Annotated in this window: 25 protein-coding genes and 1 pseudogene; 18 read left to right on the top strand and 8 right to left on the bottom strand. The window is 35.2% G+C overall.

The features are described from left to right. Positions 1 to 71: 71 nt before the first annotated feature. Positions 72 to 1,202, bottom strand: a complete 1,131-nt coding sequence (gene tgt, locus G7A72_RS13555) for a tRNA guanosine(34) transglycosylase Tgt (protein WP_091171344.1) — start codon at positions 1,200 to 1,202, stop codon at positions 72 to 74. Positions 1,203 to 1,712: 510 nt separating this feature from the next. Between tgt and G7A72_RS13550 the strand changes: the two genes are divergently transcribed. The 7 genes and pseudogenes from G7A72_RS13550 to G7A72_RS13520 all read left to right on the top strand — a co-directional run bounded on the left by G7A72_RS13550 (position 1,713) and on the right by G7A72_RS13520 (position 6,355). Continuing rightward, positions 1,713 to 2,501: a DUF4393 domain-containing protein gene (locus G7A72_RS13550; RefSeq protein WP_165152836.1), complete on the top strand. Its 789-nt coding sequence runs from the start codon at positions 1,713 to 1,715 to the stop codon at positions 2,499 to 2,501. A 202-nt stretch (positions 2,502 to 2,703) separates the two neighbouring features. Then, complete coding sequence (locus tag G7A72_RS13545) at positions 2,704 to 3,843, top strand: histidinol-phosphate transaminase (RefSeq protein ID WP_165152835.1); 1,140 nt, start codon at positions 2,704 to 2,706, stop codon at positions 3,841 to 3,843. Between the two features lie 371 nt (positions 3,844 to 4,214). Then, on the top strand, positions 4,215 to 4,931 hold the full coding sequence (locus G7A72_RS13540) for a DUF3667 domain-containing protein (protein ID WP_165152834.1): 717 nt from the start codon (positions 4,215 to 4,217) through the stop codon (positions 4,929 to 4,931). A gap of 5 nt (positions 4,932 to 4,936) precedes the next feature. Further along, complete coding sequence (locus G7A72_RS13535) at positions 4,937 to 5,128, top strand: hypothetical protein (protein ID WP_113666278.1); 192 nt, start codon at positions 4,937 to 4,939, stop codon at positions 5,126 to 5,128. 135 nt (positions 5,129 to 5,263) lie between these two features. Next, positions 5,264 to 5,425, top strand: a pseudogene (locus tag G7A72_RS13530) (YdeI/OmpD-associated family protein); the annotation flags it as partial. 32 nt (positions 5,426 to 5,457) lie between these two features. Further along, positions 5,458 to 5,853 (top strand): DUF2809 domain-containing protein, encoded by a 396-nt coding sequence (locus tag G7A72_RS13525; protein ID WP_165152833.1) that lies wholly within the window; start codon positions 5,458 to 5,460, stop codon positions 5,851 to 5,853. An 88-nt stretch (positions 5,854 to 5,941) separates the two neighbouring features. After that, on the top strand, positions 5,942 to 6,355 hold the full coding sequence (locus tag G7A72_RS13520; protein WP_165152832.1) for a DoxX family protein: 414 nt from the start codon (positions 5,942 to 5,944) through the stop codon (positions 6,353 to 6,355). A gap of 227 nt (positions 6,356 to 6,582) precedes the next feature. Here G7A72_RS13520 and G7A72_RS13515 read toward each other — a convergent pair whose 3' ends face one another. Further along, the gene (locus G7A72_RS13515; protein WP_165152831.1) at positions 6,583 to 7,422 is read right to left on the bottom strand and encodes an alpha/beta hydrolase; all 840 of its coding nucleotides are present in this window, start codon (positions 7,420 to 7,422) and stop codon (positions 6,583 to 6,585) included. A 210-nt stretch (positions 7,423 to 7,632) separates the two neighbouring features. Between G7A72_RS13515 and G7A72_RS13510 the strand changes: the two genes are divergently transcribed. Beyond that, positions 7,633 to 8,070, top strand: coding sequence for a hypothetical protein (locus G7A72_RS13510; RefSeq protein ID WP_113666281.1), 438 nt, complete (start codon positions 7,633 to 7,635; stop codon positions 8,068 to 8,070). A gap of 51 nt (positions 8,071 to 8,121) precedes the next feature. Here the strand turns inward: G7A72_RS13510 and G7A72_RS13505 are convergent, their stop codons facing one another. Then, on the bottom strand, positions 8,122 to 8,499 hold the full coding sequence (locus tag G7A72_RS13505; RefSeq protein WP_113666282.1) for a hypothetical protein: 378 nt from the start codon (positions 8,497 to 8,499) through the stop codon (positions 8,122 to 8,124). Between the two features lie 372 nt (positions 8,500 to 8,871). Here G7A72_RS13505 and G7A72_RS13500 point away from each other — a divergent pair, with 372 nt between their 5' ends. The 6 genes from G7A72_RS13500 to G7A72_RS13475 all read left to right on the top strand — a co-directional run bounded on the left by G7A72_RS13500 (position 8,872) and on the right by G7A72_RS13475 (position 11,990). Beyond that, entirely contained in the window at positions 8,872 to 9,441 is a 570-nt protein-coding gene (locus tag G7A72_RS13500; protein ID WP_113666283.1) for a Crp/Fnr family transcriptional regulator, read from the top strand. A 63-nt stretch (positions 9,442 to 9,504) separates the two neighbouring features. Next, positions 9,505 to 10,047: a heme-binding protein gene (locus tag G7A72_RS13495; protein WP_165152830.1), complete on the top strand. Its 543-nt coding sequence runs from the start codon at positions 9,505 to 9,507 to the stop codon at positions 10,045 to 10,047. Between the two features lie 18 nt (positions 10,048 to 10,065). Next, a complete protein-coding gene (gene uraH / locus G7A72_RS13490; protein ID WP_113666285.1) occupies positions 10,066 to 10,473 on the top strand; it encodes a hydroxyisourate hydrolase in 408 nt (135 codons plus the stop codon). 161 nt (positions 10,474 to 10,634) lie between these two features. Beyond that, entirely contained in the window at positions 10,635 to 10,919 is a 285-nt protein-coding gene (locus G7A72_RS13485; RefSeq protein ID WP_113666286.1) for a rhodanese-like domain-containing protein, read from the top strand. A 1-nt stretch (position 10,920) separates the two neighbouring features. Next, positions 10,921 to 11,241 (top strand): rhodanese-like domain-containing protein, encoded by a 321-nt coding sequence (locus G7A72_RS13480; protein ID WP_113666287.1) that lies wholly within the window; start codon positions 10,921 to 10,923, stop codon positions 11,239 to 11,241. A 173-nt stretch (positions 11,242 to 11,414) separates the two neighbouring features. Continuing rightward, positions 11,415 to 11,990 carry a ferritin-like domain-containing protein gene (locus tag G7A72_RS13475; RefSeq protein WP_113666288.1) on the top strand — a complete coding sequence of 192 codons (576 nt, stop codon included), beginning with the start codon at positions 11,415 to 11,417 and terminating at the stop codon, positions 11,988 to 11,990. 131 nt (positions 11,991 to 12,121) lie between these two features. On the opposite strand, the gene G7A72_RS13470 is transcribed toward G7A72_RS13475, so the two are convergent. The 3 genes from G7A72_RS13470 to G7A72_RS13460 form a co-directional block, all read right to left on the bottom strand. Continuing rightward, a complete protein-coding gene (locus G7A72_RS13470) occupies positions 12,122 to 13,216 on the bottom strand; it encodes an alkene reductase (protein WP_165152829.1) in 1,095 nt (364 codons plus the stop codon). 25 nt (positions 13,217 to 13,241) lie between these two features. Then, positions 13,242 to 13,742 carry a hypothetical protein gene (locus G7A72_RS13465; RefSeq protein WP_165152828.1) on the bottom strand — a complete coding sequence of 167 codons (501 nt, stop codon included), beginning with the start codon at positions 13,740 to 13,742 and terminating at the stop codon, positions 13,242 to 13,244. Between the two features lie 92 nt (positions 13,743 to 13,834). Continuing rightward, entirely contained in the window at positions 13,835 to 14,416 is a 582-nt protein-coding gene (locus tag G7A72_RS13460; RefSeq protein WP_165152827.1) for a Crp/Fnr family transcriptional regulator, read from the bottom strand. Positions 14,417 to 14,566: 150 nt separating this feature from the next. On the opposite strand from G7A72_RS13460, the gene G7A72_RS13455 reads away from it, so the two are divergent. Together G7A72_RS13455 and G7A72_RS13450 are read left to right on the top strand one after the other, a co-directional pair. Then, positions 14,567 to 15,418, top strand: coding sequence for a transketolase (locus G7A72_RS13455; protein ID WP_113633438.1), 852 nt, complete (start codon positions 14,567 to 14,569; stop codon positions 15,416 to 15,418). A 75-nt stretch (positions 15,419 to 15,493) separates the two neighbouring features. Continuing rightward, positions 15,494 to 16,447: a transketolase family protein gene (locus tag G7A72_RS13450; protein WP_165152826.1), complete on the top strand. Its 954-nt coding sequence runs from the start codon at positions 15,494 to 15,496 to the stop codon at positions 16,445 to 16,447. A gap of 67 nt (positions 16,448 to 16,514) precedes the next feature. On the opposite strand, the gene G7A72_RS13445 is transcribed toward G7A72_RS13450, so the two are convergent. After that, entirely contained in the window at positions 16,515 to 17,528 is a 1,014-nt protein-coding gene (locus G7A72_RS13445; protein WP_165152825.1) for an FKBP-type peptidyl-prolyl cis-trans isomerase, read from the bottom strand. Positions 17,529 to 17,607: 79 nt separating this feature from the next. Here G7A72_RS13445 and G7A72_RS13440 point away from each other — a divergent pair, with 79 nt between their 5' ends. Together G7A72_RS13440 and G7A72_RS13435 are read left to right on the top strand one after the other, a co-directional pair. Further along, the gene (locus G7A72_RS13440) at positions 17,608 to 18,009 is read left to right on the top strand and encodes an RNA-binding S4 domain-containing protein (protein WP_165152824.1); all 402 of its coding nucleotides are present in this window, start codon (positions 17,608 to 17,610) and stop codon (positions 18,007 to 18,009) included. Between the two features lie 169 nt (positions 18,010 to 18,178). Next, a complete protein-coding gene (locus G7A72_RS13435) occupies positions 18,179 to 18,679 on the top strand; it encodes a phosphoribosyltransferase family protein (RefSeq protein WP_113666295.1) in 501 nt (166 codons plus the stop codon). Here the strand turns inward: G7A72_RS13435 and G7A72_RS13430 are convergent. Beyond that, positions 18,671 to 19,189, bottom strand: a complete 519-nt coding sequence (locus tag G7A72_RS13430) for a shikimate kinase (RefSeq protein ID WP_165152823.1) — start codon at positions 19,187 to 19,189, stop codon at positions 18,671 to 18,673. The two genes, G7A72_RS13435 and G7A72_RS13430, sit on opposite strands and share 9 nt — an antisense overlap. Between the last annotated feature and the right edge of the window lie 49 nt (positions 19,190 to 19,238).

Genomic DNA, 19,238 nt, shown 5'->3' with positions numbered 1-19,238 from the left:
TGTTTAAGGTTTAAAGTCTAAGGTTTAAAGTCAGCGCTGGAACGTTAAACTTTAAACCTTAAACATTTTTTTTACAAACGTTGGCTCATATTTTTCACCATCATCTCTTTCCAAGGTCTGAAATCGCCCGCTAAGATATGTTTTCTGGCTTCACGAACCAACCACATATAAAAACCAAGATTGTGTATCGTGGCAATTTGTTTTCCCAAGTATTCATTGGCAGCAAAAAGGTGGCGCAAATACGCTTTCGTGTATTCTGTATCCACATAAGTGATTGCCATTTCGTCAATTGGAGAGAAATCAGCTTCCCACTTTTTATTTTTGATATTGATCGTACCATTTGCAGTAAACAACATTCCGTTTCTGGCGTTACGCGTAGGCATCACACAGTCAAACATGTCGATTCCAAGGGCAATATTTTCCAAAATATTGATCGGAGTTCCCACACCCATTAGGTAACGCGGTTTGTCTTCCGGTAAAATTTCGCAAACCACTTCGGTCATCGCGTACATTTCCTCTGCAGGTTCCCCTACTGAAAGTCCACCAATGGCATTTCCTACTTGATTTGAATTCGCAATATATTCCGCTGATTGCTGACGCAAATCTTTATAGCAACTTCCCTGAACAATTGGAAAAAAAGCTTGATCGTAACCGTATTTTACAGGCTGCGTGTCTAAATGATTGATACAACGGTCTAACCAGCGATGCGTCATTTTCATCGAGCGTTTTGCGTAGTTGTAATCACATGGATACGGCGTACACTCATCAAAAGCCATAATAATATCGGCACCAATGGTACGTTGAATTTCCATCACATTCTCTGGTGTAAAAAAGTGGTACGAACCGTCAATATGCGATTTGAACTTCACTCCTTCTTCCTTGATTTTTCGGTTCGCCGAAAGTGAATACACTTGATAACCTCCGGAATCCGTCAAAATATTACGGTCCCAGTTCATAAATTTGTGCAAACCACCCGCTTTCTCCAGGATTTCGGTTTGTGGACGCAAGTATAAATGGTAGGTATTTCCCAAGATAATATCCGGGTTAATGTCTTCTTTCAGTTCCCGTTGATGCACTCCTTTTACCGAAGCTACGGTACCCACAGGCATAAAAATTGGAGTTTCAATCACCCCGTGATCAGTAGTAATACTTCCCGCTCTGGCTTTCGACTGCGGATCTTTTTTTAATAAATCAAACTTCATAGTAACGTATTTCACCCGATTGTTCGGCTGGCAAAGATAGGTTAATTTGAAATCTACATCAAAAAAATGTTTTTCATACCATAAAGTATAAAAGTGTCCCAAAAGCTATCGGGATAACAACCAAATTACGCCTGCTTTTTAAGAGAAAAATGAGACAATTATAGCGTTCAAAAATACACGTATCGTTTAGTAAATGGTTTTGGGCGTGCCCTAAAAAGGTCGGGCTATCCGTTATAATCTTTTACTCCGCTGCGCTTCATAAAAGGATTTCCACTACTATCCCTCACGCAAAACAGGTGTAATAAGAACTAAAATCTTCCCATCACTATTCAATAAAAACATGCAGCTAATAAAAGGTTCTTACGATGATTTGTAAGAATTTTTTAATATATTTGAAAATCAATAAAATCTGACCGCTGTCAAACCTATCTCTCTAAATTTGGGGTGATAGGTTTTATTTTATCAGACATATATACAAGTTAGCAGATATTTTACAAAAAAATCGACACTATGATAGACCCAGAAGCATCTAAAGAAATCTTAAACGAAGCGAAAGCATTGACTACCGAAGTTTATAAAGACATTGCAAAACCTGCATTGCAAGAAGTTGGGAGCGTAACTGGACGAACGGTAAAAGCACTATTATTTCCAATAAGAGGATTGTTATGGGGTTGGGAACAAATTGAAATGATTGTTGAGGAGGGTGTGAAAAAAAAGTTTGAAAAAATACCTGAAGAAAGACGAAAATCCCCAGAACCCGAAATAGCTGTACCACTATTGCAAGCCTTGACTTATACAGCTCAAAATGAGACTTTAAGAGAAATGTATATTAATCTTCTGGCTAATTCTATGGATAGAGATAAAGAAAAAGTTGTTCATCCTTCATTCGTAGAAATAATAAAACAAATGAATACTTTAGATGCTAAAGTATTCGAAAAATTATCTCAAAACCTTTATTATCAACAAATCATTAACCCCACAATCGGGATAAAAAATGAGGCCAAGTTTATTGGAAGTGCTTTGCCTGATTGGTATTTGGGTTGGACGATTGAAGGGTATAGTGAATTTGATGTTTCAGCAAGTTTGGTAAGAATTAGTAAGTTTGGACTAATTGAACTTATGCTGGACAGAACTGCTGGAAAAGAAGGCTATGTTGAACTTAAAAACACACAGTATTTGATTGATAGATTAAATATATTTAAAATTACAAATCCAAATTTGGAATTAGAAATTAAAGGAACCGACAGCGTTGTCTATGTAAATGAATATGGAAAACAATTTAAATCAGCTTGTCAATAAAAAAACATCTGCTAACCGCCATTTTGAGCTAGCTGGAATTTAGTACAATTACCGGTTCGCATCAAGTTTTCGTTAAGCCGAAAACTGAGCGGTTACGAACTTCCAGCCATCTCAAAGTGGCGAAACGAACCTTGGAGGCAATTTTAACACTCCGCGGCTGTAACAAACTATTTTTTTTAAAGACTTGTTAAAGAAAAGAAATATGGAAACGAACCGAAGACTTTGGCTGAAAAAAATTGGAATTGGAATAGCTGGTATTGGACTTACAAACTTCAATTCATTTGCTTCTCCTCTTGTGTCAGAAAATTTAATTAATAGTTTTGAAAATGATGCTAACTTAATTTTTTTACGTTCAAATGAAAACCCCTACGGTCCATCTCCATTAGCAAGGAAAATATTTTTAGACAATGCCAATATTAGTAACCGATACAATTGGGATGTTGCGACACAACTGATTTCTGACCTTGCAATACGAAATAGTGTTAAAGACGAAAATATATTGTTGGGAGCTGGTTCAACTGAAATTTTAGATTTGGTTGCGAAATTTGTATCACTAGACAAAGGACACGAACCGAAGGTGACTGGCAACGCAAATTATGTAATTGCAGACCCAAGCTATGATTATTGGACAGTTACATTAGATAATTTAGGTTTAACGAAAATTAAAGTACCGCTTACAACCGACAAGAAAATTAATTTGCAAGCTATGTTGGCAGCTGTAAACCAAGATACAAAACTTGTTTATATCTGTAATCCAAACAACCCGACAGGAACAACTTGCGAAAGAGAAGCATTGATAGAATTTGTAACCACGATTTCACAAAATACAATTGTATTGATTGATGAGGCGTATTTGGACTTTACTAAACAGCAATCCCTTAGCAATATCGTAAATGACCACAAAAATATTATTATCGCCAAAACATTTTCCAAAATGTATGGTTTGGCTGGAGCACGGATTGGTTATGCAATTGCGAACAAAACAATAATTGATAATTTGGCAAATTTGCAATCCAATACAAATAATAGCGTTAGTGTATTATCAAAACTTGCTGCTATAGCTTCGTTGAAAGATGACAAATTTGTTTCAAATTGCTACTTGCTAAATGAAAATGTAAGACAATATACTATCAGTGAACTCAAAAAATTAAATTGCGAGTGCATTTCTTCTACTACAAATTTCATCTATTTTTCACTTGCAAAATACAACAAGGACTATTTCAAACAATTAGAAAACAATAATATTGAAGGCGGAAGAATATATGAAGAGCAAGGTAAATGGACAAGGATTACAGTGGGTAAAATGGACGAAATGAAAAAATTTATTAAAGCAATACAATAAAAAACTGACCCCGATTTCGCTTATATACCAAAATTGTTAGCGCAGTTTTGCAAACTGTGTCTACAACAGTGAGCAAATAACAAAAACAACAAAAAACCGCGACAAAGTATAAAGCTACAACAACCTTAGATGCTTATTTATTAAGATAACTAAAGTGGGCTATCTACCTGTTTGTAATACTATTTGCGACTTATTTTATTTCATAAACAAACAATCCGTTTTTTATTAAAGAATTTTAATTGTAGTTTAAATCATATATATTTACTGACTGATTAGCTAAATAGAGTTCGTTTAGAGGTTTTTAGACGAACTGACTTTTAGCTGCTATTATAGAACCGACCACAAAACAAAATAAATTTCACAGAAAAAATATGAATTGTAAAACTTGCAATAAAGAATTAACCTCGAAGTATTGTCCAGACTGTGGACAACCAGCCGAACTGAAAAGAATTGACGGACATTACATAATACACGAAATTGAGCACGTTTTACATTTTGAACGTGGAATCTTATATACAATCAGAGAACTCATACTAAATCCAGGACAAAACATTAGAAATTATTTTACGCATAATAGAACTCGACTTGTGAAGCCAATTATTTTTATAATTGTAACCTCTTTGATTTATACACTTTTAAATCACTTTTTCCACATTGAAGACGGATATGTAAAATATCACGAAGCTAAAAAGTCTACTACAGGCTCAATCGTAAAATGGATGCAAGACCATTATGGCTATGCAAACATTATGATGGGGGTCTTCATTGCTTTATGGATAAAACTATTTTTCAAAAAGTACAATTATAACTTTTATGAAATTTTGATAATGCTTTGCTTTGTTATGGGGATGGGAATGTTGATTTTTTCCGTTTTTGTACTCATAGAAGGTCTGACACATTTTCACGTTATGACAATTGCGGGTATAATAGGCATTGCATATTGTACTTGGGCAATCGGACATTTTTTTGACAAGAAAAAAGCAGGTAGCTATGTAAAAGCACTCGCAGCTTATATTTTGGGAATGATTACGTTTTGGGTTTTGCCAGTTATTTTTGGAACATTGATAGATATATTAAGCAAACATTAGAAACTATGAATAATAAAAAAGGAATACCATTTCCCCTATTAATTATCGCAATCGTATTGGGTTGGACAATTGTTAAACAATTTGATTTTGAAAACTTGAAATTTGAAAAACCTGCAATGGCAGTAATTTACATTTTGACCTTTGTAATGACCGTTTACATGATTTTTAAGAATAATAATCAAGATGTAGAAAAATAGCATCTGCCAACAGCTAGAGTTTCGTTGCGTGCCAAGCATGAGCAATGAAACTCCGGTTGAAAAGCTTGTCCATTTTTTTGCGAGAACCAGTCACTGGCAGGAACTATGGAGTTATCGTAAAGTTTTGAAAGTCAATTTAAAACGAATCCGCCAGCATGGGAATTTTTTTATACACAAGCACCGTCCTACAAAAAAGTAATGACCCATTGGATTATGACGGCAAAACAGGAAAAAACCAGAATAGTAAGGCTTGAAATAACGAAACAAATTAGTGAGCAACAAAAACGAATGCTATAAAAAGTAAAATCCTAGATAATTTCACCACCAAAATGTTTCAATTCAGCCGCAACTATTTTATACTTACAATTTTACTTTTCCTGACAGAAATCACCATTGCTATGTACGTTCATGATGAATTTATAAGACCTTATTTCGGAGATTTTTTAGTGGTTATTTTACTCTATTGTTTTGTGAAATCCTTTGTAAAAGTTTCGGTTTTGGTAGCTGCAAGTCTTGTGTTGGTTTTTTCATTCGCTATCGAAATCGCGCAGTATTTCAATATGGTGGAAAAACTAGGATTTCAACATTCTAAGATTGCAAGAATTGTGCTCGGGAATTCATTTGCCTGGATGGATTTGCTTGCCTACGCTCTTGGAATTCTGACCATAATTAGCATTGAAACATTCCATTTAAAAGGAAAGAATAAAATCCATAACCGCATGTAACTTTCACTAAAATACGGTATTTCATAAAGCAAATTCTTGTGAAAAAATCTTATGTTTGTCTGAACACAATTCTAAAAAATTTAAAAATATGATCCGAAAGTTATTTTCCTCAAGTTCATGGTCCGCTAATGCAACAGATTGGGCTTCGCTTATTTTACGACTAACATTTGGTTTATTGATGTTGAGTCATGGTATTCCAAAGCTGATGAAGTTTATGGATGGCAACATGGAATTTGGTGATCCAATAGGTATCGGTGTTCCGGCATCATTAGCTTTGACCGTCTTTGCCGAAGTATTGTGCTCCGCATTACTAGTACTTGGATTGTGGACCAGAATGGCGTTGATTCCGCTTATTATAACCATGGCTGTTGCCGTATTTATTGTTCACATCAGTGATGATTTGGGAACTATGGAACCTGCATTACTATATTTACTATCCTATTGCGCGCTATTTTTATTGGGAAGTGGTAAATATTCTATAGATGCGATTTTGAAAAAATAAGCTTACTTAATTCTTCTTGCTCAAAACCGTTGGAGATAATTAATTTTTTAAACACATAGAAAAATAGAATTTAAAATTATGGAAGGCGTTTCACTTTTTTAGAGAAAACCAAAGCAATGTGAACCCAAGACCCGAGCGATAGCGAACAGGCGAAGCAATTGGGCTAGCTCAATCTTATTTTCTATGTGTTTCAATTTTTTTATTAAATTATAAAGGATAATTAAGTTTTACTTATTATGCAGCTTCATAAAAGCAATAATTTCATCAAAGCGATTGCTCCAAGGCGAGAAATACTGAAGCACCATTGGGACGTGCTTTTTATTCAACCGTATTGGTGTCACATCGGGTTGGAAAGGTTGCAAAGCAGTCACAAAACGACTGTTGGCAATTTTTATGGAATTATATGTTTTGTCTCCAACATAAATTAAAAAAGGGGGTGTGTTTTTATTTAAAAAATAAATGGGCGAAGCATCTTTCCATTGCTCTGGATTTGCGGTCCAAGTTGCTAAATAATCATCTTTTTCAGTTGGTGGATTTCCCTCTAAATAATTTTTCATATCCAATCCTGCCGCATCATTCAGAATAATTCCGGCAATAGTTCCAGAATCAATTCCATATTTCGGATTCATGACGGCCAAAGCACCAAGATGGCCGCCTGCCGAATGACCCGTGATATAAATCGAATTCGGATTACCATTGTACTGGCTGATATTCTTTTTTGTCCATTGAATTACAGACACAATTTGCCGTGCCATATCATCATAAGAAGCCTCAGGGCTCAACGTATAATTCGGGATAACTGTAATCACGCCTTTGCTGGCAAAATTTCTACCCAACAAATCATACGTCCCTTTCCGACCGCTGTTCCAATTGCCTCCGTGAACAAAAATTAAAACTGGAACCGGTGTTACAGTTGATTTTCGGGGAACAAAAACATTCAATTGTGGCGGTTTTGCGGTATTTTTTTCGGTAGAATTAAGATACGAAATATCAGTATTTTTTTTTGAACCGCAGTTGACCAAAAGAAAAGCATTCAGTAAGACGATAATGAAGAAGGAGAAACGCATATTCATTTTTTTACGAATATAAGATTTAAAAAAAATACGAAAGTTAATTTAGCTTTAAAAAGTGGTTTTCTTAAGTAAAACGTTTTTCATATCCTTTAATACACCTATATTTACTATGAAACTTTCGTTTATTAGTGCTGCTAAAGTTTTTCTTAATCAAATATTCAGCATATCTCCTTCAACCTTTATTTTCAAAAAAATTAAACACAAATGAACACTACAAATACACAAAATCTCCAAAAAATGACTTTAGCTCAAAACATAAGCCGTTATATTTTAGGACTATTTCTTACCACTGCTGGAATTAGCCATCTCACTTGGAGTCGAACAGAATTTTTAGCGCAAGTACCACCATGGATTCCTGTAAACGCTGATTTAGTAGTTCTGCTGTCTGGAGTAGTTGAAATTGTTTTGGGTTTATCCCTAATTCTGTTATTTAAGTATCGCATCCAGGTTGGATGGATTGTCGCTGCTTTTTTTGTCCTTGTCTTTCCGGGAAATATTGCACAACTGGTCGAACATAGAAATGCTTTCGGACTCAATACAGAACTAGCCAGATGGCTCAGACTTCCACTTCAACCACTTCTTATTATAGTAGCCTTATGGTCAACTGGCGCTTGGCATTCATGGAGGAAAAATAAAAATTGAACAAGATAGGCTGCCCTTCCGGACAGCCTATCTACATTTATCTAAGATAGATTAGTTGAATTGTGAAGCCACATATTCAATTAAACTTTCATCGCTCATTTTATTAGAAGTACTTTCTTTCGTCTGTACATTTTTGTATTGTGGAGTTTCGCTCAAATATTTAATAAATTGTTCTTGAGCAACACCAGGTCCAGTGATGTGTAATTCATCCACATTTTGCATGTGCGCAGTAATGTTTTTGAATAACTTGTGAAGTGAATCTCTTTCAGCATTATTTGCCGCGTTTTCACTTGAATTTCCTCCTTGACCTTCTTCTTTTTCGTGTCCTAAAACTACGAAATCTCCAGAATCTACATTTTCTCTACCTACGATTGTTGCGTGATGTGAATCCATCCACACTCCGAATTGTTTTTTACTTTTGTCTGACATTATACTCTATTTATTTTTATTAATATTTGTATTATTAAATTGTCAAAAAGCATGCAGTGACAGTTCAAATACTTATTCTATTAAAATTAGCGTATTTTTTTAACAAAAAGGGAATTAGTTCTGAATTTACTTTTTAATTAACACTATTCATTTGTTATAATTTAAAAATAGATCGATTCTTGGCTTTAATAAAAAAGCTGCTGTATTCCTAGTTCATTATAGGTAAGTCATGGAATAATCTGACGCTAATCATTAGTCATTTTGAGTTTTTCTGTATTAACCTGCTTCGCGTCTTTATGTTGAATTACTTTGCCAAGAATCTATTGTTTGTACCTTTACTTTCGAAAAATATAAAAACTAAATCCTAATAAGATGTACGAATTACTTCAAAAGTATATCAGTAACCGAACACAAATCAATGATGAACAAATGGATTTCATCTGTTCCTTTTTTAAACCAATGCAAACCAAGCGCAATGAAATTTTAGTGCGTTATGAGGAAATATGCCAACAGTATTATTTTGTAAACAAAGGCTGTATCAGAATTTTCACCATTAATAAAGAAGGAATTGAAACATCACGATTTTTTGCTTTTGAAGGCGGTTTTGGAACAGCCTTACCTAGTTTTATTGATCAACAGCCCGCTTACGAATACGTGCAAACGATAGAAAAATCAGAATTATTGGTAATTTCCAGAACGGACTTTTATTATCTTGTAACAACAATACCAGAATTTGGACTGATTTACAGAGCGATTCTGGAGTTAGGTTTTATAACGGCTCAAAAACGCATTTACGGTTTTCAGGGATTTGATGCCTTAGAAAAAGTAAAATGGATTATTGAAAACCAACCTCATTTTTTATTGCGTGTTTCAAATAAAATGGCCGCATCCTATTTAGGAATTTCTCCCTCAACCTTAAGCCGAATAAAATCCAAACTCTAAAAACGTTGACATAGGACAAGCTTTTTCATGCGACTCATTTTTAATTTTGTAAAAAAATTAATCATGAAAATCAACTCTTGTTTATTAGTACTACTCATTCCATTACTTTCATTGGTACAAATCAGCACTAAAAAAAGTACCGATTTCACCAATTTAAATGCCAAAAAGGAAGGAAATTATACGACACAATCCGTTCAACTAACGCTCAAAACTGCATTTCAAATAACAGAACAAGCCCGCGAAGCCGCAAAAAGCTTGAAAAAAAATGTCACCATCGCAGTATTAGATGCTTCGGGTCAAATTATAATCCTTACTCGTGGCGACGAAGTGGGAACGCACAATACGGAAGCGGCCAGAAGAAAAGCGTACACCGCATTATCAACAAAAACCCCTACGCTTTTATTATCAAGAAATGCCAGATTAAATCCAGATACTCAAAATTTAGCCACACTGCCTGAACTTCTATTATTAGGCGGTGGTTATCCGCTTTGGCACAACGGAAAAGTCATAGGTGGCATTGGTGTTGCCGGAGGAGGAAGTCCTGAAAACGATGATTTAATCGCTAAATCAGGTGCAATTGCAACCGCACAAATCACAACTCATTAATTTAAAACACAAACAAAAATGAAAAATTTACTATTTAGTTTACTTTTTACGGCTGTAGCAACAACAAGCTATTCGCAGAATAATACCTACCAATTGTCCAGCCATATTTTAGACGTTTCCAGCGGAACGGCTGCAATTGGTGTCCCGGTTGTATTAGAAAAATACGATGAAACCACTAAAATATGGTCATATGTGGATGAAAAAACAACGGATAAAAATGGTAGAATTATCGATTTTCTGAATTATAAAGAAACAAAAAAAGGAATTTATAAACTTAGATTCTTGGTAGCAGACTATTTTAAAAGCAAAAAGACAGACAGTTTTTATCCGTTTATTGAGGTTGTTTTCCAAATTAAAGATGCCAATCATTATCACGTTCCCATTACGCTTTCCAGTTATGGATATGCAACGTATCGTGGCAATTAGTTTCGCTTGATTATTTTTGTAAGTTCCAAAAAAAGTAAAACGATTCCCGAAATGCTTTCCGAATTTTGTTGTTAAATAAATACGATTCATAACTTACGTAGTCGTAATTTTGTAGTACTAGATTTTGCACCAAAGGGGAATAATCGTTAAAAAATAATAAAATGGAAGTAGCAAAAATAATTAAAGAGAAACTGGGAACCATTGTCGATGTGCGTTCCTACGATGAATTTATGGGTGGTCATGTTGCGGGATCCATCAATATTCCGTTGAATGAAATTCCGCATAGAATGCAGGAAATACAGGAACTTAAAGTACCATTAGTACTTTGTTGTGCCTCTGGAAATAGAAGTGGACAGGCACAAGTTTTTCTGACCGCGCACGGAATCGAATGCTATAATGGCGGTTCGTGGCTCGATGTGAATTACCTTCAATCCCAAATCGTGTAACATGATAAACATACTCAAAAAAATATTTGGGCTTGGCGCCAAAGTGGATTATCAGGAATTAATTCAGAACGGAGCTATTGTCGTTGATGTGCGCAGCAAAGCGGAATATTTAGCAGGCCATATTAAGGATTCCATTAATATTCCTGTGGATACACTGCGTAATAATCTGTTCAAAGTGAAAGATAAAAACCAACCTATTATTACGTGTTGCGCCTCTGGAATGCGCAGTGCTTCGGCAAAAAGTATTTTGAAAGCTAATGGCTATACTGCAGTATACAATGGTGGCGGATGGAGCAGTCTTAAAAATAAAATAGGACGCTGAAAGATTTTTTGACAACGGTAAATAATACAATTAGTATTTACAATTAGTTAATTAACAGTTGATTAGATTATAATTTGTTTAATTTTATTCCACTTAAAAAAATTAAGTGAATGAGTTAGATAGAAAAATAGTATCTATTATTTCTAAACAATTTAATCTTAAAAACTACTATTATGAGAACTGCAATTAGTAAAAACGAAGGTGTTAAAGGTGCTATGCAAACAAAAAGCAATGTCGCACATGGATTAAGAGATTTATTTGAAAATGGATTGAAAGACATCTATTGGTCTGAAAAAGTTTTGACTAAAACCTTACCAAATATGGTAAAAAATGCTTCAACACCAGAATTAGTAAACTCATTAAAAAGCCAATTAAATGAATCGAAAGAACAAGTTTCTCGCTTAGAGAAAATTTTTCAAGAGAATGGTATGAAACCAACTGCAAAAAAATGTGATGCTATGGAAGGTATTCTAAAAGAAGCCGATGGTCTAATTAAAGAAACTGATATAGGTGCAGTACGAGATGCAGGAATTATTGCTGCGGAACAAAAAGTGAAACATTACGAAATAGCAACGTATGGTACTTTGCACGCTTTTGCTAAAACATTAGGAGAAAACAAAGCTGCCAATTTGCTGGCAATGACACTAGATGAAAAGAAAAAAACAGATGCAACATTAAGTGGAATTGCAATGTCAACCATCAACAATCAAGCTCACAAAGCAGCTGCGATTACAAACATAAAAGCATAATTTTGATTCTAAAAACAGCTAATAACTGTTTTTTCTATTACCTAAAAAGCCCGCAAATGCGGGCTTTTCTGTGAATTAAAATCTGACTTGAATAAAATGTAATCTGTTTTTATAGCTAATAAAAATTTAAATTATTCAGCCATTGCTGGATAATCAGTGTATCCTTTTACGGTATCGGTGTAAAAAGTAGTTTGATCTGGCGTGTTCAATGGCGCATCAGTTTCATAACGAGCCACTAAATCTGGATTCGCAATAAATGGAACTCCATAAGCAACAAGATCAGCGTACCCTTCTTCAATAACTTTGATACCTGTTTCTTTGTTAAAACTTTTATTGATGATTAAAGTTCCTTTGTAAAATGGTCTGAAATGTTTGGCCACTTCAGTAACCGCAAAAGGTACCTCAGTTACATCAGTAAAAGGCTCTGTTAAATGGATGTAAGCCAAACCGTAATTATTCAGTTTATTGATAATGTACTCATAAGTTGGAATTGTTTCTTCATCCAACATCATTCCCTGCGCATTGTGCAACGAAGGATTCAATCGAACACCAACTTTAGCATAATCAATAACTCCCTCTAAAGCATCTAGAATATCAAATAAGATTCGGGATTTGTTTTCAATTGAACCACCGTATTCATCAGAACGATGATTAGAATACCCATTAAAAAACTGTTGCAACAAATATCCGTTGGCTGCGTGCAATTCGATTCCATCAAAACCAGCTGAGATCGCATTTTTAGCTCCGTTTTTGAAATCTAAAACGGTTTGTTTGATGTCTTCAATGGTCATTTCTTTTGGAATAACTGTATCTACAAAACCATCATTAGTGTACGCTTTTGCAAAAGGATTCAAGGCTGAAGGTGCGTGTGGCAATTCACCATTATGTAAATCCGGATGCGACAATCGACCTGTGTGCCACAATTGTGCGAATATAGTTCCTCCTTTTTCATGTACTGCTTTTGTAACGAGTTTCCATCCTTCGGTTTGTGCTGCACTGTAAATTCCGGGTACATTGATAAAACCAACTGCTTTTGTACTCACAAAAGTCCCCTCAGAGACAATTAAACCTGCTGTAGCTCTTTGCCCATAATATTCCGCAGTGAGTGCTGTAGGAACATTTCCTTCATTATTAGAACGGCTTCGTGTCATTGGCGCCATCACCATTCGGTTTTTTAATATCTTGTTTCCTAATGTATAGGGTTGAAATAAAATTGATTTACTCATTTGATTTTTTTTAATTAGTATTAGTTTATATGGTACTGGCTTGCAAACCAATACTTGTAAATAGTGTCAAAATAGTCTTTACGGCTTCCTTATCGTTTCCATTCAAAAAAAGGGAATTGTTAAAATCAACCGCTGATTCGAAACTCTGAATAACTTTAGAAAAAGGAAATAAATGTTGTAATTTGTCAAGAGTACTTTCGAAATTAATCGTGTTCTTTTTGTTTTCCAAAAAAAGTACAATCTTGCCGGTAGCCACATTTCTGATTTTTTCGATCAGATTACCATCAGTTGCAGCAGCATTTGAAAGTATAATAACATCCGCTTCCCAACTAGCATTAGTTGGACAAATCATCATCTCCGCATTTGCTTTTGGATATTCTGAAAGTATTTGGGAATAAACAGTATTCAATACAACAGCATCATGATCAAACAGCAAAACGGGATTGGTTTTGGCAATTTGCTTCGCTAGAAAAATACTGTTGGTTTCTGAAACACCAAGAACTGCAAATGTTCTTCTATTTGACATGGACTTTTATTTACTTGGCAAATTTAGGCCGGTATCGGTATAATTTCCATTGATGTAAAACAAGAAATTCTATTGATCTATGTCAACTAAAATTAACTTCTATTGTTAATTTGTTTGCGAACCCGACTCAATGTTTCCGGTTTCAGTCCAAGGTAAGAAGCGATCATGTGTTGGGGTACACGCTGAACAATTCCGGGATAAGCCAGTCCCAAATTGGTGTATTTCTCTTCGGCGGTTTCAGTTAAAGCCGAATTTATTCTGGCTTGGTTTGCGATGTAGGCATTTTGCAAAAGCAAGCGTTGGTATCTTTCGAACATGGGGATTTTATCCATCAATGCTTCTCTTGCTTCAGTGGTCAGCAGTAGCAATTCAGAATCCTCAAGCGCTTCAATGGTATAAATAGAGTTACTAGTGGTTAGAAAACTAGACAAATCTGTAATCCACCAGCCTTCAATCGCAAATTGTACAATGTGTTCATTCCCTTTTTCATCCATGGAAAAAGAGCGAAGAATTCCTTTTTCAATAAATGCATTGTAGATACAAATGTCTCCTTCCTGCAACAAGGTTTGTTTTTTACGTAACTTCTTTGGGATAAAAAACGTTTTACATAACTCCATTTCTTCTGGGGTTAGTGTCACTTTCTCCTGAATGCTTTTGAATAATTGTTGAAACATTTTTGCAAGATACTAAATAGTGGTAAAAGTGAGAAATAGTGTTGGTGCCAAAAAATAGAATCCTTAATAACTATTGATAAATCTAAAAATGGAAGCTTCTATTAATCAAATTATCTGATTATATTTGCGCAGTCTAATTTTAACACACAAATGAAACCGAACACACAACAATTAAACGATTTAACAATCCAAGTCAGAAGAGATATTCTTCGAATGGTACACGCAGTCAACTCAGGTCACCCAGGTGGTTCTTTAGGTTGTGCTGAATTTCTGGTAGTTTTATACCAAAATATCATGGAACGCAAAGAAGGTTTTGATATGGACGGAATTGGAGAAGATCTTTTCTTCCTTTCAAACGGGCATATTTCACCTGTATTTTACAGCGTTTTAGCAAGAAGCGGTTATTTTCCGGTATCAGAGCTGGCAACTTTCCGTTTGATCAATTCAAGATTACAAGGACACCCAACTACACATGACGGTTTACCGGGAGTGCGTATTGCGTCTGGTTCTCTTGGACAAGGATTATCTGTAGGGATTGGTGCTGCACAAGCTAAAAAATTGAATGGTGACAACCATATTATTTATACGCTTCACGGTGATGGTGAATTGCAAGAAGGTCAAAACTGGGAAGCCATCATGTATGCTTCTGCAAAAAAAGTGGACAATCTTATTGCTACAATCGATTTAAATGGAAAACAAATTGATGGTTCTACCGATGAAGTTTTAGCCATGGGAAGTATCCGCGCTAAATTTGAAGCTTTTGATTGGGATGTTTTAGAAATTGAAAAAGGTAACGATATCGAAGCTATCATTGCTGGTATGAATGATGCTAAATCAAGAACCGGTAAAGGAAAACCAGTTTGCGTATTGTTGCATACTGAAATGGGTAACGGTGTAGATTTTATGATGTACAGTCATGCTTGGCACGGTAAAGCGCCTAATGATACGCAACTTGAAATTGCTTTAGGTCAAAATTATACTGAAGGAGAAAGCGACTACTAAATAATTATGAGTTATAAATTATGAATTAAGGGGTTTTCCTAATCATTCAATTTTTAAATCATTCAATTAAAGAAAATGAAAAAATATACAAATACAGGAAGTAAAGATACTCGTTCAGGTTTTGGAGCGGGAATGACTGAATTAGGTCAAAAAAATGAAAATGTTGTGGCACTTTGTGCGGATTTAATAGGTTCCTTAAAATTTGACGATTTCAAGAAAAATCATCCAGAACGTTTTTTCCAAATTGGAATTGCGGAAGCGAACATGATCGGAATTGCAGCAGGTTTAACTGTTGGAGGAAAAATTCCTTTCACAGGAACTTTCGCTAACTTTTCTACAGGAAGAGTGTACGATCAAATTCGCCAATCGGTTGCTTATTCAGAGAAAAATGTGAAAATTTGTGCTTCACACGCTGGATTAACTTTAGGTGAAGACGGTGCAACACACCAGATCCTTGAAGACATAGGTTTGATGAAAATGTTACCTGGAATGACTGTAATCAATACTTGTGATTACAATCAAACAAAAGCGGCTACATTAGCAATTGCAGAGCATCACGGTCCTGTTTATTTGCGTTTTGGTCGTCCGGTTGTACCTAACTTTATGCCAGCTGACGAGCCTTTCGAAATAGGAAAAGCAATTGTTTTAACTGAAGGTTCTGATGTAACTATTGTTGCTACCGGACATTTAGTTTGGGAAGCTTTAATAGCAGCTGAAGCATTAGAAGCACAAGGGATTTCTGCCGAAGTAATCAATATTCATACTATCAAACCATTGGATGAAGAAGCGATTTTGAAATCATTGGAAAAAACAAAATGTATCGTTACAGCTGAAGAACACAATATTCTTGGAGGTCTTGGTGAAAGCGTTTCTAGAGTTTTAGCTTTGAACAGTCCGTTACCACAAGAATTTGTGGCAGTGAATGACAGCTTTGGAGAATCTGGAACACCAGAACAATTAATGGATAAATACAAATTGAACAACCAAGCAATTGTTGAAGCAGTTGAAAGAGTAATGAAAAGAAAATAATCTATTCATTAAATAGCAAAAAAAATCCAGTTCATTTGTGAACTGGATTTTTTTTGAATTGTATTTTTTAGTTACATTTTACTAAATGCCTTTTGACTCTGTCAGGATTAGTAGTATTACCGTCACAGCTCGGGATAGACTCAAAAGGGATTAAAACACCATTAGTACCTGTGATTTCTGTTCTGGTACTTACGCCGTCTCCATCATCATCCGTATCTAAAAAGTTCGGGATTCCATCGCCATCCGTATCATCCAAATTTATTGTGGGAGTTGTTGGGTAGTTTGTCTTGTTTCTGTAATCATAAACGTAGCCATCTCCGTCAAGATCTTCTTGAAAATTCATGATTCCATCACCATCTGAGTCAAGCCTGTTGATCTCAAATAATTTAAAACTAAATATTAATGGTGCATATGCCGGAATACTATTACTTCCTGAGCTATAATATCCTAATCCAGAGGGGATAAAAATCACTCCTGCTCCAAAATCATTATATGAAACAGTACCATCAACATTTGACTCATAAGTTCCAGTCTTAAACAAGGGGAAAATTTGACTCCAAGCTCTAAGAGGGACATCAAGATTTGTAAATAAAGAAAAAAACTGTTGTGGGTTTTTTGATTCTTCGAAAAAAGTAGCCGTTAACGTTTCCACTTCAGCAACTTTTTGTCGGGACAAGTAATCCCCTTTGTATCCAGTTAATACCGCGTCAACATTGGAAGGTGATTTTCCGGTTCCTTCTCTTAAAACCAGGTAATATAATTTATAGGTAATATCGTGAAATTTCACATCTCTACTCAAAAGTTTTGGAAAAGTAGCACTATTCAAATAAGAATAAATGGACGGTTCTGTTCCGCCTGCAGCAATCTTGGTAAACGTAACATCCTGATCGTCTTGAAAACCAGCGTGGTTGACAACCGTAATATGATATGCTTTTAAATACTCTTCAATATCTGTTAAATCAGTTGCATATTGCACTGCATAATCTCTTGGCGGGGTAATTTCCGCAGCATCATCCTTTGAGCATGAAAATAAAGAGACAGTTGTAATTAATAGAATAAAATAATACTTAAATTTGTTCATTATAGCTAATTTTTTAAGTGCGCAAGATACAATTTTGATTGATTTTTGTAAACTATTTAACTCCGATTTTAGAAAATTTATGAGAATAGATAAATATTTATGGTGCATGCGGTATTATAAAACGCGAAACATGGTTACCGAAGCCTGTAAAAAGAATCATGTCACGGTAAACGGCTTGGTTGCCAAACCATCAAAGGAAGTTTTTCCTACTGATAAAATCACTTTTAGAAAAGACCAAATCACCCAAATCATTACGGTTTTAGACATTCCTGAAAATCGTGTCGGGGCAAAATTGGTGGATATCTATAGACGAAATGATACTCCGGCTGAAGCGTATCAGCATTTGGAACTTTTAAAATTATCCAAAGAACATTATCGAAAAAATGGAACCGGGAGACCAACCAAAAAAGACAGAAGAGACATTGACGAATTTCTCCCCTCCCCGACCCTCCCCGAAGGAGAGGGAGACGAGCCTTCGTAAATTAAGTGAAATATCTAATAGCCTTTGCAAAACCCAGTTTCCGCCCGGAAGGTATGATGGGAAGACAAGTGTTGACAAATAAAAATTAAGTAAAACATCGAATAACCTTTGCCAGACCTGGCTCCCTCCCCTTCGGGGAGGGCTGGGGAGGGGAAAAAACCTTTAAACAATGAGCAAAAATATCATTTTAACAAATCAGGAAATAGAACATAAAATAAAAAGAATTGCCTACCAAATCTATGAAACCTTTGTAGATGAGGAAGAAATTGTAATCGCGGGCATTGCTGCTAACGGTTTTACATTTGCAAAAAAAATAGCATTGGCTCTGGAAACAATATCGCCTATTAAAGTTTCACTCTGCGAAGTGCAAATCAACAAACAAAATCCACAACTTCCCATTCACACTTCCCTATCAAAAGAACAGTATACCAATAAAGGTTTGATTCTTGTTGATGACGTATTAAATTCAGGCACTACATTAATCTATGCGGTAAGACACTTCATAGACGTTCCTTTGAAAAAATTCAAAACGGCCGTACTTGTAGATAGAAACCACAAAAAGTACCCCGTAAAAGCCGATTTCAAAGGAATTTCTCTTTCTACGTCATTATTGGAGCACGTGCAAGTTATTTTTGATGAAAATAATGATAGTTATGCATACTTAAGCTAAAAGAGCTATAATATCCAGAATGGTCTGATCAATGGTTTTATCATCGACCACAACTTTATGTTGTGCTTGGTTGTAATAAAAACTTCTTTCGAAGAGATGCATTGCAATAAACTCTTTCATCTCCGCATCACTTTTGTTGGCGATGAGGGGTCTTTTGCTTTTATTGGCAGACAATCTGCTAAATAAAGTCTCAATTGACGCTTTAAGATATATGGAAACAACATTATCTGCTTTTAGCAGCTCATGATTATTGGCATAACAAGGCGTTCCTCCGCCCAAACCTATAATTAATTGCTCCGGCGAATTCAATAATTCGATAAAAACTTCGTGCTCTACCTTTCTAAAATAAATTTCTCCATGCTTTTCAAAAATGGCATTTATGGACAAATTCACCTTTTCTTCTATCTTTTTATCCAAATCTACAAAAGGGATACTGATATTTTTTGACAACTTATTTGCAATAGTGGACTTCCCGCATCCCATATAGCCTAATAATATAATTTTTCTCATGAAATAAAACCTTATAAATTAAGGCGTTAAGATTTATTGTTTAAAAAAG

Source organism: Flavobacterium sp. Sr18 (assembly GCF_011064265.1).
In the GTDB taxonomy this organism is placed as follows: Bacteria; Bacteroidota; Bacteroidia; order Flavobacteriales; family Flavobacteriaceae; genus Flavobacterium; species Flavobacterium petrolei.
This window is presented reverse-complemented; position numbering and strand designations above follow the sequence as displayed.